The sequence below is a fragment of the Pseudomonas sp. R9.37 genome (genome assembly GCF_963878885.1).
In the GTDB taxonomy this organism is placed as follows: domain Bacteria; phylum Pseudomonadota; class Gammaproteobacteria; order Pseudomonadales; family Pseudomonadaceae; genus Aquipseudomonas.
Genome location: NZ_CAWNZA010000011.1, coordinates 355,440 through 367,404, shown reverse-complemented (window position 1 = coordinate 367,404; position 11,965 = coordinate 355,440). Strand labels below are relative to the sequence as shown.

Sequence of the window (11,965 nt, the reverse complement as noted above, 5' to 3'; positions counted from 1 at the left end):
GCATCCTAGTTTGACCGATAGCGCCGGAGCGGCCGTTGATACCGGTCAAATGAAGCGCAAGCCTAACCCGCTTGGCACGCAGATGCATGCGCCAGAAGTGTGACCGCAGGGTTCTGCCCTTTCAGCGCAGCGCCAGCACCGCCGCCCACTGCTCGGCGGTCACCGGCATCACCGACAGTCGGCTGCTTTTTTGCACCAAGGGCAACTCGGCGAGGGCGCTTTGTTGTTTCAGATAGCCCAGGCCCAGCACCTTTGCGAAGGTTTCGACGTGGGCGACGTTGATTGCACTCCACGGATTTTTCTGCGGGCTGGCCTTGGCGTCGAAATAGTGGCTTTGCGGCTCCAGCGCTGTCGGGTCCGGGTAGGCTGCTTCGACGATCTTGCCGATGCCGGCAATGCCGGGCTCGGGGCAGCTGGAGTGGTAAAAGAAAAACTCGTCACCGACGGCCATGGCGCGCAGGAAATTGCGTGCCTGGTAATTGCGCACGCCGTCCCAGCGGGCTTCGCCGAGCGTTTCCAGGCCCTTGATGGAGAGTTCGTCGGGCTCGGATTTCATCAGCCAGTAGGCCATTGTTGGGCTCCTGAAAAAGGCATTGGGCAAGTTGTCGGGCAATCCCATGACAAACCGACAGTCGGTTGGCGCCAAGGTTTGCGTGTTGGTTCACGTTACCGCAGAATGCGCGCTTTTAAGCTTGACGCAGCTGCAACGGACTACTTTGGAACGTTGTTGTCATCGTGTACGAGGTGCCTGAAGGGGGGCAATCGATGCAACGTAAACCGGATTTACTATGGATTTTGGTTATTTTGTTTGGTCTGGGCGTCGTGACCACCGGGTATGCCCAGAGCTTGTGGTCGAACAAGACCGATGCGCCGGTTGAACTGGCTCAGCAGCAGCCACAACCGTTCAAGCGTTAACACCCTTCAAGGCGTCGCTGGTTCCAGCGACGTTTGTGCGACATACCACTGCTTATCCGTGACGGTGCCTGCCAGCGGCACATCCCAGCTTGCCTGCGCCAGGCGCTCGACTTTCTGACATTCATGGGCCAGCCCCAGCAGCGCGGGCGTGCGCCAACTCTGGCGCCTGGCGAGGTAGGCCAGGCTGCGGTCGTAAAACCCACCGCCCATGCCCAGACGCCCACCCACATCATCGAACCCCACCAGCGGCAGCAGCACCAGGTCGAGTGCCCAGACGGGGCGCTGGCGATTGGCATTCACGCGCGGCTCCAGGATACGAAAACGGTTGGGCGACAACTTGTCCCCAGGCCGCACCCGCTGGAACACCATCTTGGTTCGCGGCCAGGCGCTGAGCACTGGCAGGTAGGTGGCCTTGCCCCGGCGCTGAGCGGCGCGCAGCAGCAGGCGCGGATCGATTTCACCGTCCGTCGGTAGATATAAGGAAATATGTTTAGCCCGGCGAAACAGCGGGTGCTGCGCCAGTTGCCGATACAGGCCAAGGGCGGCCTTGCGCTGCTCGCTCGGCGTCAGTTCGCGGCGGGCTTTGCGCAACATGCGTCGAAGTTGCGGACGGGAAAGCGGCGCAGGTTCGGTCATGGTTTTTCGGCTCATAAAACAATGCCAGTCCGAGGACTGGCATTGAGTTTGGAATTCAGGCTCCCCGACAGAGCCGCTGTCGACTTAGCCCTTGAACCCGAAAGTTCAAGGTGGAAGATGCAGTAGGCTTTAAGGCTTTCCGTCTAGCGGACATGCACACCAGCCCAACGTGCAACTTCCAGGGTAGTGCGAATCGGCTCAGGGACATCGCCGACTGGCAAACACGCCAGGGAGTGGGGCGAGTATACCTTAAACAGACTCGGCAATCAGCCCTTGGGTGGCTCTGGATCGGTAGAAAGTACCAGATCAACCCGTTCCAGCAGGTCGCGCACTTGCTCGCGCGTCGAACCGCTGGCCTGCACGTCAGGCCGTTCCTGCTTATGCAGCAAATCGTGGGTAATGTTCAGCGCGGCCATCACGGCGATACGATCGGCGCCGATGACTTTGCCGCTGCTGCGGATTTCACGCATCTTGCCATCCAGGTAGCGGGCAGCACTCACCAGGTTGCTGCGTTCTTCCTGGGGGCAGATGATCGAATATTCTTTGTCGAGGATCTGCACGGTAACGCTATTGCTTGAACTCATGAGTCTTGCTCCAGGGCCTTCAGGCGCGAAATCATCGATTCGACCTTACGCCGGGCGATTTCGTTTTTTTCAATGAGGTGAGCGCGTTCCTCGCGCCAGGTCTTTTCCTGAGCTAATAGGAGTCCGTTTTGACTCTTAAGTTGCTCGACCCGATCAATTAGCAATTCGAGTCTGGCCATCAGCGCTTGCAGGTCGGTGTCTTCCATTGGGTTCCACTGGATTTGTCTGATGAATGGCAACTGCAGGATAAACGATCTGACGCCCTCGATAGTCTTGGTACGTCTGCCGGTGCTAGGATACAGCGCTTCATTCTAGACATTGCGCCGTCTGGCGCCTAGCTCACCATGCCTATTCAGAACTCCCCGTACGACGCTTTTTCCAAACTGCTGAGCACCAGCGGTCATCCTTGCTCGCCTGCCGAACTGCACGGCGTGTTGTTGGGCCGCAGCTGCACCGGTGTTGGCTTTGATGCCGACAATTGGCTGGCTGATGTGGCCGAGCTGCTGGAAACCGAGCCGACCGAGAACGTGCGTAACGCGCTGATCGGCCTGCAAGAGATGGTCAAAGGCGAGCTGACCGGTGATGACGTCACCGTGGTTCTGCTGCTGCCGACCGACGACGCGCCGCTGACCGAGCGCGCTGCCGCACTGGGCCAATGGTGCCAGGGTTTCCTCCACGGTTTCGGCGTGAACGCCGGCGGCCTGGAACTGAGCACCGACGCCAAGGAAGTGCTGCAGGACCTGGCGGCTATTTCCCAGGTGCAAGACGCCCTGGAAGAGTCCGAAGACGGCGAAGGCGATTACATGGAAGTCATGGAATACCTGCGCGTCGCGCCACTGCTGCTGTTCACCGAGACCAAAAAGGCCGCTGAGCCAGCCGCACCCAAGCCGTCGCTGCACTAAGAAAGGAAGCCCATCTGCCCATGATCCATATCCCGAAAGCGGAATACACCCGTCGCCGCAAGGCGCTCATGGCGCAGATGGAACCCAACAGCATCGCAATTCTGCCGGCCGCCGCCGTGGCGATCCGCAACCGTGATGTGGAGCATGTTTACCGCCAGGACAGCGACTTTCAATACCTGAGCGGCTTCCCTGAACCGGAAGCGGTGATCGTGCTGATGCCCGGTCGCCAGCACGGCGAGTACGTGCTGTTCTGCCGCGAGCGCAATGCCGAGCGCGAATTGTGGGACGGCCTGCGCGCTGGCACCGAAGGCGCGATCCGTGACTTTGGCGCCGACGACGCGTTTCCCATCACCGATATCGACGACATCCTGCCCGGCCTGATCGAAGGCCGTGACCGGGTGTATTCGGCCATGGGCAGCAACGCCGAATTCGACCGGCACGTGATGGAATGGATCAACGTGATCCGCTCTAAAGCGCACCTGGGCGCCCAGCCACCGAACGAGTTTGTTGCCCTGGATCACCTGCTTCACGACATGCGCCTGTATAAATCGGCGGCAGAAGTGAAGGTGATGCGCGAGGCCGCGCGAATTTCCTGCGCGGCGCACGTCAAGGCGATGCAGGCCAGCCGCGCCGGGTTATATGAGTTCAGCCTCGAAGCCGAGCTGGATTACGAATTCCGCAAGGGCGGCGCGAAGATGCCGGCCTATGGCTCCATCGTCGCTGCCGGGCGTAACAGCTGCATCCTGCATTACCAGCAGAATGACGCCGTGCTCAAGGACGGCGACCTGGTGCTGATCGACGCCGGTTGCGAGATCGACTGCTACGCCAGCGACATCACCCGCACCTGGCCGGTCAACGGCAGGTTTTCGCCCGAGCAAAAGGCGATCTACGAGATTGTGCTGGCCTCCCAGGAAGCCGCCTTTGCCGAGATCGCGCCGAACAAACATTGGAACCAGGCCCATGAGGCGACGGTGCGCGTCATCACCGCCGGGCTGGTAAAGCTGGGACTGCTGCAAGGCGATGTCGACGAGTTGATCGCCAGCGAAGCCTACCGCGCTTTTTATATGCACCGCGCCGGCCATTGGCTGGGCATGGACGTGCATGATGTGGGCGAATACAAGGTGGGCGGCGAATGGCGGGTGCTGGAAGTCGGCATGGCGTTGACCGTGGAACCCGGCATCTATATTTCGCCGGACAACCAGAACGTGGCGAAGAAATGGCGTGGCATTGGCGTACGCATCGAGGACGACGTGGTAGTGACCAAGCAAGGCTGTGAAATTCTGACCGGCGGCGTGCCCAAGACTGTCGCTGACATCGAAGCGCTGATGGCGGCTGCCCGATGAGCCGGGTCAACCTGGCCATCATCGGCGGCGGACTGGTAGGCGCCAGCCTGGCGTTGGCCTTGCAGGCGGGTGCCAAGGCACGGGGTTGGAAAATCGTGCTGATCGAACCGTTCGCGCCAGGCGACAGTTACCAACCGAGCTACGACGCGCGTTCTTCGGCGTTGTCCTACGGCGCCCGGCAGATTTATCAGCGCTTGGGTGTGTGGCAGGACATCTCCCGCCGCGCCGAGCCGATCAAACAGATTCACGTGTCGGACCGTGGCCGTTTCTCCACCGCACGCTTGTCTGCCATGGAGGAGGGCGTGCCGGCCCTCGGCTACGTGGTGGAAAATGCCTGGCTTGGCCAGTGCCTGTGGCAAGGTTTGGACAAACAAGTGGTCAGTTGGCGCTGCCCGGCGGAAGTCACCCGCATGGAGCCACTGCCCGACGGGTATCGCCTGACGCTCAACGACGAAACCGTGCTCGAATGCGACCTTGCGGTATTGGCCGATGGCGGCCGCTCCGGTTTGCGCGAGCAATTGGGCATCGGCGTGAAAACCCGGCCCTACAACCAGAGCGCGCTGATCGCCAACATCACTCCAAGCGAGGCGCACAATGGCGAGGCGTTCGAGCGCTTTACCGACGAAGGCCCAATGGCCTTGCTGCCGCTGCCGGACAACCGTTGCGCGCTGGTATGGACGCGCATCGGCATGGACGCCCAGCGCCTGGCCAACCTCGATGAGCGCAGTTTCCTGAGTGAATTGCAGGGCGTGTTCGGCTACCGCCTGGGCACGCTGAAACAAGTTGGCGCCCGCCATTTGTACCCGCTGACGCTGGTGGAGGCCGAAGAACAAGTGCGCTCGCACCTGGCGATCCTCGGTAATGCCGCCCACAGCCTGCACCCGATTGCCGGGCAGGGTTTCAACTTGTCCCTGCGCGACGCGAACGCCTTGGCCGAGGCCTTGCTGGCCGGGCCGGCAGTGCCCGGCGACCTGGCAACCTTGCAACGCTATCGCGAGCGCCAGCACCAGGACCAGCAACTGACCGTAGGTTTTTCCGATCAAGTGACCCGACTGTTTGGCAGCGCGCAACCGTTAGTGGCATTGGGCCGTAACATGGGCCTGCTGGGCCTGGATTTGTTGCCGCCCGCCAAACGCTGGTTCGCCCGTCAGGCCATGGGCCTGGGCACACGCCCTGATGCGTAACTGGCTGACCCGACGCCTGGGCAAGGCGCGGCTGTTGCGCTGGGTGCTGTCCCTGTACCCGCCGTACCTGGGCGCGGGAATTCGGGTGCAGGTCCTCAGCGCCGATTTTCGCCATGCCAAGGTGCGCATGGGCCTGGGCTGGTACAACCGCAATTACGTCGGTACGCAATTTGGCGGCAGCCTGTATTCGATGGTCGATCCGTTCTACATGTTGCTGTTGATGGAGAACCTGGGGCGCGACTACATCGTCTGGGATAAAGCTGCGAGCATCGACTTCGTGTCGCCGGGCAAAGGCTCGGTCTACGCTGAGTTTTCCATCGACGAGGCCTTGCTGGACGAGATTCGCCGGCAAACCGAAGGCGGCGAGAAGTATTTGCCCCTCCTCAAAGTACAGATTCATGACGGCTCCGGCACTCTGGTGGCGCGGGTCGACAAAACCCTTTACGTGCGGCGCAAGCCGCCAGCAAAGCAGGCTTAAAGCATGGACATGCGCGCAGATGTGCTGATTGTCGGGGCCGGAATGGTCGGAAGCGCCCTGGCGCTGGCGTTGCAAGGCAGTGGCCTGCAGGTGCTGCTGCTCGATGGCAGCCCGCTGAGCGTCAAACCGTTCGACCAGGATGCGGCCTTCGAGCCCCGCGTGAGTGCCTTGTCGGCCGCCAGCCAGCGCATTCTGGAGCGCCTGGGCGTGTGGGATGGCATTGTCGAACGGCGCGCCAGCCCTTACGGTGAAATGCAGGTATGGGACGGCAGCGGCACCGGGGAGATCCATTTTTCGGCGGCCAGTGTGCATGCCGAAGTGCTCGGGCATATCGTCGAGAACCGGGTGGTTCAGGATGCTTTGCTCGACCGCCTGCACGACTGCGACCTGGGCCTGCTGGCCAACGCGCGCCTGGAGCAGATGCGTCGCTCCGGCGATGACTGGTTGCTGACCCTGGCCGACGGTCGCAAATTGCGTGCGCCGCTGGTGGTGGCCGCCGACGGCGCCAATTCTGCCGTGCGCCGCTTGACCGGCACCGCCACGCGCGAATGGGATTACCTGCACAACGCCATCGTCACCAGCGTGCGCAGCAGCCAGCCGCACCAGCGCACGGCGTGGCAACGCTTTACCGATACCGGCCCGCTGGCATTTTTGCCGCTGGTGCGCGAGGGTCAAGAGGACTGGTGCTCGATCGTGTGGTCGACCACACCCGCTGAGTCCGAGCGCCTGATGGCGTTGGATGATGAACGCTTCTGCCGTGAGCTGGAGCGAGCCTTTGAAGGGCGACTCGGTACGGTCATCAGCGCCGATCCACGGGTCTGTGTGCCGTTGCGCCAGCGCCACGCCAAACGCTATGTGGCCGAAGGCCTGGCGTTGATCGGTGACGCGGCCCACGTCATCCACCCGTTGGCGGGGCAAGGTGTGAACCTGGGCTTTCTTGATGCGGCGGTGCTGGCCGAAGTGCTGTTGTCGGCGACCGAACGCGGCGAGCGCCTGGCGGATGTGAAGGTGCTGAGCCGTTACGAGCGTCGGCGCATGCCGCATAACCTCGCGTTGATGGCGGCAATGGAAGGCTTTGAACGGTTGTTCCAGGCGGACCGGCTGCCGTTGCGTTGGCTGCGTAATGCCGGATTGAAACTGGTCGACCAGATGCCCGAAGCCAAGGCAGTGTTTGTGCGCCAGGCCCTCGGGCTAACGGGCGACCTGCCAGACCTCGCAAAGCCCTGAGTCGAAATATGCCCCCTGTGGGAGGGGGCTTACCCCGATGAGGCCAGCCCATCCATCGCACATCCCAACTATGCAACATCTGGTAACGCCTCCAGCAAGCGCTACTAAATGTGAGTCCTTATCATTTGCCCTCTTTTTGCAAATGAGAGACCGCACCCATGTTGGCACCCAAGCGCCTCCTGACTGCCCTGGCACTCACCCTTATCGGCAGCACCACCGTGCAGGCAGCCGACGAAGTCGTGGTCTACTCCTCGCGCATCGACGAACTGATCAAACCGGTGTTTGACGCCTACACCCAGAAGACCGGCGTGCAGGTGAAGTTCATCACCGACAAGGAAGCCCCCTTGATGCAGCGGATCAAGGCCGAAGGCGAAAACGCCACGGCCGACCTGCTGCTCACCGTCGATGCCGGCAACCTCTGGCAAGCCGAACAGATGGGCATCCTGCAGCCGTTCACTTCTGCAGTGATCGACAAGAATATCCCCCTGCAATACCGCTCTTCCAACCATGCGTGGACCGGCTTGAGCCTGCGCGCGCGGACCATCGCCTATTCCACCGACCGGGTAAAGCCCGGTGACCTGACCACCTACGAAGCGCTGGCCGACAAGCAATGGGAAGGGCGTCTGTGCCTGCGCACGGCGAAGAAGGTCTACAACCAGTCGCTGACCGCTACGCTGATCGAAACCCATGGCGCGGCCAAGACCGAAGAAATCGTCAAGGGTTGGGTCAACAACCTGTCCACCGACGTGTTCTCCGATGACATCGCCGTGCTCGAAGCGATCAACGCCGGGCAGTGCGACGTAGGCATCGTCAACACCTACTACTACGGCCGCTTGCACAAGCAGAAACCGGACCTCGCGGTGAAGCTGTTCTGGCCGAACCAGGGCGACCGTGGGGTGCATGTGAACCTGTCGGGCATCGGGCTGACCAAACATGCGCCGCACCCGCAAGCCGCCAAGGCCTTGGTGGAATGGATGACCACGCCTGAGGCGCAGAAGATCTTTGCCGACGTGAACCAGGAGTTCCCGGCCAACCCCGCTGTGCCGCCATCGGCGGAAGTCGCAACCTGGGGCAAGTTCGTGGCCGATACCTTGCCGGTGGAAGTAGCCGGTAAACGTCAGGCTGAGGCCATTCGCCTGATGGATCGCGCGGGCTGGAACTGAATACCGATCTAAATGTGGGAGCGGCCTTGTGTGGGAGCTGGCTTGCCTGCGATAGCATCACCTCGGTGTGACTGACGCACCGAGGTGCCTGCATCGCGGGCCAGCCCGGCCCCACACAACCCGCTCCCACAGTGTTAGCCGCGACTTCAACACCATCATTTCCAGAGAGTTTTTCCTTGGCCCACCCCGCCCAAAGTCGCTGGTACCTGCCGGTTTTCACCGTCGCCGCACTGGTGCTGTTGCCGCTGAGCGTGTTGTTGTTGTCCTGGCAGAGCATCGATCAACAGATCTGGTCGCACCTGTGGGAAACCCAGATGCCCCGCCTGCTGGGCAACACCCTGACATTGGTGTTGGGCGTTGGCGTTGGCGTGACGCTGTTGGGCGTAAGCCTGGCCTGGCTGACCAGCCTCTGCGAATTTCCGGGGCGGCGCTGGCTCGACTGGGCGTTGATGCTGCCCTTCGCGATTCCGGCCTACGTGTTGGCTTTTGTGTTTGTCGGCCTACTGGATTTCGCGGGGCCGGTGCAAACCCTGCTGCGCGAATGGTTCGGCAACGGCCTGCGCCTGCCACGCGTGCGCTCTACCAGCGGCGTGATCATCGTGCTGGTGCTGGTGTTCTATCCCTACGTCTACCTGTTGGCGCGCACTGCATTTTTGGCGCAGGGCAAAGGCCTGATGGAAGCGGCGCGGGTGCTCGGTCAATCGCCATGGCAAGCGTTCTGGCGTGTCGCATTACCCATGGCGCGGCCGGCGATTGGTGCCGGCGTCGCCTTGGCATTGATGGAAACCCTGGCGGACTTCGGCGCGGTTTCGGTGTTCAACTTCGACACCTTCACTACGGCCATCTACAAGACCTGGTACGGCTTTTTCAGCCTTTCCAGCGCCGCCCAGCTCGCCAGCCTGTTGCTTCTGGTGGTGATGCTGGTGCTGTACGGCGAACGACGTGCCCGAGGCGCCAGCCGCCCGACTAATGAGCGACCCCGTGGCAAGGCGTTGTATCACCTGCGCGGTTTCAAAGCGGCGGCAGCCAGCATGTGGTGCGGCTTGGTGTTCGCCTGCGCTTTTGTCATCCCCATGCTGCAACTGGTCGCCTGGTTCTGGCAACGTGGCCGTTTCGACCTGGATGAGCGTTACAGCGGCTTGATCATCCATACCCTTTACCTGGGTGGCATCGCGGCACTGATTACGGTCAGCGTGGCGTTGATATTGGCCTTTGCCAATCGCCTGGCGCCTACGCGGGCGATTCGCTCCGGGATCAGTCTGGGTAATGTCGGCTATGCCTTGCCGGGCTCGGTGCTTGCGGTGTCGATCATGCTGGCGTTCAGCTACTTGGACCGTGAGCTGGTGGTGCCATTGTCGAGTTGGCTCGGCGGCGCGGGCAAGCCTCTGTTGCTGGGCAGCCTGTCGGCGCTGGTGCTGGCGTATCTGGTGCGTTTCCTGGCAGTGGCCTACGGGCCGTTGGAAAACAGCCTGGCGCGAATCCGCCCTTCGTTGCCGGAAGCAGCGCGCAGCCTCGGCGTGAGCGGACCGCGACTGTTTTGCAAAGTGTATCTGCCGCTGTTGCTGCCGGGGACGTTGAGCGCGGCGCTGCTGGTGTTTGTCGATGTGCTCAAGGAAATGCCTGCGACCCTGCTGATGCGCCCGTTTGGCTGGGACACCCTGGCTGTACGAATTTTTGAAATGACCAGTGAAGGGGAGTGGGCGCGAGCCTCATTACCCGCACTCACGTTGGTGTTGGTGGGCCTGTTGCCGGTGATCGGCCTGATTCGACGCTCCGCCCGGCAAATCGGTTAGGTGCCAGTCCTACGGCTTGCGGCTACAATGCGCGGCATTCGGTGCGCTCCGTCCTTCGGATCGAGTCGCTGTGTGTCGCTGCAGGCCTTGTAGTCAGAGGTATTGAGCGCAAACAGCAGCTCTGTGCATCTTCGCCAATCCCGGAAGGAGAAACCCATGGGACAGCGTACGCCTCTGTATGACCTGCATCTCGCCCTCGGCGCGAAAATGGTCGATTTTGGCGGTTGGGATATGCCTCTGCACTACGGCTCGCAAGTTGAAGAGCACCATCAGGTGCGACGCGACTGCGGGGTGTTTGACGTATCTCATATGACCGTGATCGATGTCACAGGCCTTCAGGCCAAGGAATGGCTCCAGCACCTGCTGGCCAATGATGTCGATCGTTTGCATGGCTGCGGCCGTGCGCTTTATAGCGCCATGCTCAATGAGCAGGGCGGCGTGGTGGACGACATGATCGTTTACCGTACCGAGACCGGTTACCGGCTGGTGGTCAACGCCGCTACGCGTGATCAGGACATGGCCTGGATGCAGGCACAGCTGGGCGACTACGCGGCTCAGCTGCATGAGCGGCCAGAGTTGGCGATGCTCGCCATTCAAGGCCCGCACGCCCGGCAGAAAATCGCCGAGCTGGTCACGCAGGCCCGCGGCACACTTATCCACCAGCTCAAGCCCTTTGAAGGCCAGGCCGATGGCGATTGGTTTATCGCCCGCACGGGTTACACCGGCGAAGACGGCCTGGAAATTGTCCTGCCGGCCGAGCAGGCTCCGGGCTTTTTCAACGATCTGGTAGGGGCCGGTATCTCACCTATCGGCCTTGGCGCCCGCGATACGCTGCGCCTCGAAGCCGGCATGAACCTGTACGGCCAGGATATTCACCAGAATGTATCGCCTCTGGCGGCCAATATGGCCTGGAGCATCGCCTGGGAACCGGCTGAGCGTCAGTTCATCGGCCGCACTGCCCTTGAGGCGGAAAAGGCCGCAGGTGTGCAGTTCAAATTGGTCGGGCTGGTACTGGAAGAGCGTGGTGTTTTACGCGCTCATCAGGTGGTTCGTATCGCCAATGTTGGCGAAGGGGAGATAACCAGTGGTAGTTTCTCTCCTACGCTGAGCAAATCCATTGCCCTGGCGCGCGTACCGACGGCCACCGCCGATCGGGCCGAAGTGGAAATCCGCGGCAAGTGGTACCCGGTTCGAGTGGTCAAACCGACCTTCGTGCGCCATGGCAAAACCTTGATCTAACTATTTCCGGCAGGCCTGAGGCCGCTGACATTTCTTCTTGAGGACACAGACTATGAGCGATATCCCTGCCGACCTGCGTTTTGCCGAAAGTCACGAGTGGGCCCGTCTGGAAGCCGACGGCACCGTGACCGTCGGTATCTCCGACCATGCTCAGGAAGCTTTGGGTGATGTGGTGTTCGTTGAGCTGGCTGAGGTGGGTGCCAACTTTGATGCTCAAGGCCAGGCTGGCGTCGTTGAGTCGGTGAAAGCTGCGTCAGATATCTACTCACCGGTTGCTGGCGAAGTGATCGCCGTCAACGAGGAACTGAGCGGCAGCCCTGAACTGTTGAACTCCGACCCGTATGGCGCCTGGATCTTCAAGCTCAAGCCAAGCAACCCGGCTGACTTGGAAAAACTGCTTGATGCCGCTGGCTACAAAGCGGCCATCGGCGAGTAAACGCAAGCCGTTGGAACAGCAAAAATCAAGGTGGGAGCTGGCTTGCCTGCGATAGCATCACTGCG

14 protein-coding genes and 1 other RNA gene are annotated in these 11,965 nt (G+C 61.4%); 10 read left to right on the top strand and 5 right to left on the bottom strand.

Going from position 1 to position 11,965, the window contains the following annotated elements; translation table 11 throughout:
• Positions 1-121: 121 nt before the first annotated feature.
• Positions 122-571, bottom strand: a complete 450-nt coding sequence (locus AACU78_RS08380) for an EVE domain-containing protein (RefSeq protein WP_106575776.1) — start codon at positions 569-571, stop codon at positions 122-124.
• A 194-nt stretch (positions 572-765) separates the two neighbouring features.
• Between AACU78_RS08380 and AACU78_RS08375 the strand changes: the two genes are divergently transcribed.
• Positions 766-915, top strand: coding sequence for a hypothetical protein (locus tag AACU78_RS08375; RefSeq protein WP_010207387.1), 150 nt, complete (start codon positions 766-768; stop codon positions 913-915).
• Positions 916-921: 6 nt separating this feature from the next.
• Here AACU78_RS08375 and AACU78_RS08370 read toward each other — a convergent pair whose 3' ends face one another.
• From AACU78_RS08370 to AACU78_RS08355, 4 genes are all read right to left on the bottom strand, one after another.
• On the bottom strand, positions 922-1,551 hold the full coding sequence (locus tag AACU78_RS08370) for a 5-formyltetrahydrofolate cyclo-ligase (RefSeq protein WP_106575775.1): 630 nt from the start codon (positions 1,549-1,551) through the stop codon (positions 922-924).
• A gap of 57 nt (positions 1,552-1,608) precedes the next feature.
• Positions 1,609-1,787: non-coding RNA, 6S RNA (gene ssrS / locus AACU78_RS08365), on the bottom strand.
• A 30-nt stretch (positions 1,788-1,817) separates the two neighbouring features.
• Positions 1,818-2,135 (bottom strand): cell division protein ZapA, encoded by a 318-nt coding sequence (locus tag AACU78_RS08360; protein WP_003213956.1) that lies wholly within the window; start codon positions 2,133-2,135, stop codon positions 1,818-1,820.
• A complete protein-coding gene (locus AACU78_RS08355) occupies positions 2,132-2,341 on the bottom strand; it encodes a TIGR02449 family protein (RefSeq protein WP_003177365.1) in 210 nt (69 codons plus the stop codon). Before AACU78_RS08355 ends, AACU78_RS08360 begins: the two co-directional genes overlap by 4 nt.
• A gap of 138 nt (positions 2,342-2,479) precedes the next feature.
• Here AACU78_RS08355 and AACU78_RS08350 point away from each other — a divergent pair, with 138 nt between their 5' ends.
• The 9 genes from AACU78_RS08350 (at position 2,480) to gcvH (ending at position 11,900) form a co-directional block, all read left to right on the top strand.
• Positions 2,480-3,037, top strand: a complete 558-nt coding sequence (locus tag AACU78_RS08350; RefSeq protein WP_106575774.1) for a YecA/YgfB family protein — start codon at positions 2,480-2,482, stop codon at positions 3,035-3,037.
• A gap of 20 nt (positions 3,038-3,057) precedes the next feature.
• Positions 3,058-4,380: a Xaa-Pro aminopeptidase gene (gene pepP / locus AACU78_RS08345; protein ID WP_106575773.1), complete on the top strand. Its 1,323-nt coding sequence runs from the start codon at positions 3,058-3,060 to the stop codon at positions 4,378-4,380.
• Positions 4,377-5,564 (top strand): 2-octaprenyl-6-methoxyphenyl hydroxylase, encoded by a 1,188-nt coding sequence (gene ubiH / locus AACU78_RS08340; protein ID WP_106575772.1) that lies wholly within the window; start codon positions 4,377-4,379, stop codon positions 5,562-5,564. The genes pepP and ubiH overlap by 4 nt, the downstream gene beginning before the upstream one ends.
• Entirely contained in the window at positions 5,557-6,042 is a 486-nt protein-coding gene (locus AACU78_RS08335; RefSeq protein WP_106575771.1) for a DUF4442 domain-containing protein, read from the top strand. The genes ubiH and AACU78_RS08335 overlap by 8 nt, the downstream gene beginning before the upstream one ends.
• A 9-nt stretch (positions 6,043-6,051) precedes the next feature.
• Complete coding sequence (locus AACU78_RS08330) at positions 6,052-7,269, top strand: 2-octaprenyl-3-methyl-6-methoxy-1,4-benzoquinol hydroxylase (protein ID WP_177410059.1); 1,218 nt, start codon at positions 6,052-6,054, stop codon at positions 7,267-7,269.
• Positions 7,270-7,427: 158 nt separating this feature from the next.
• Positions 7,428-8,432, top strand: coding sequence for an extracellular solute-binding protein (locus AACU78_RS08325; protein ID WP_106575769.1), 1,005 nt, complete (start codon positions 7,428-7,430; stop codon positions 8,430-8,432).
• 176 nt (positions 8,433-8,608) lie between these two features.
• Entirely contained in the window at positions 8,609-10,225 is a 1,617-nt protein-coding gene (locus tag AACU78_RS08320; protein ID WP_106575768.1) for an ABC transporter permease, read from the top strand.
• Positions 10,226-10,381: 156 nt separating this feature from the next.
• Complete coding sequence (gene gcvT / locus AACU78_RS08315) at positions 10,382-11,464, top strand: glycine cleavage system aminomethyltransferase GcvT (RefSeq protein ID WP_106575767.1); 1,083 nt, start codon at positions 10,382-10,384, stop codon at positions 11,462-11,464.
• A 52-nt stretch (positions 11,465-11,516) separates the two neighbouring features.
• Complete coding sequence (gcvH, locus tag AACU78_RS08310; protein WP_106575766.1) at positions 11,517-11,900, top strand: glycine cleavage system protein GcvH; 384 nt, start codon at positions 11,517-11,519, stop codon at positions 11,898-11,900.
• The last annotated feature ends 65 nt before the right edge of the window (positions 11,901-11,965 follow it).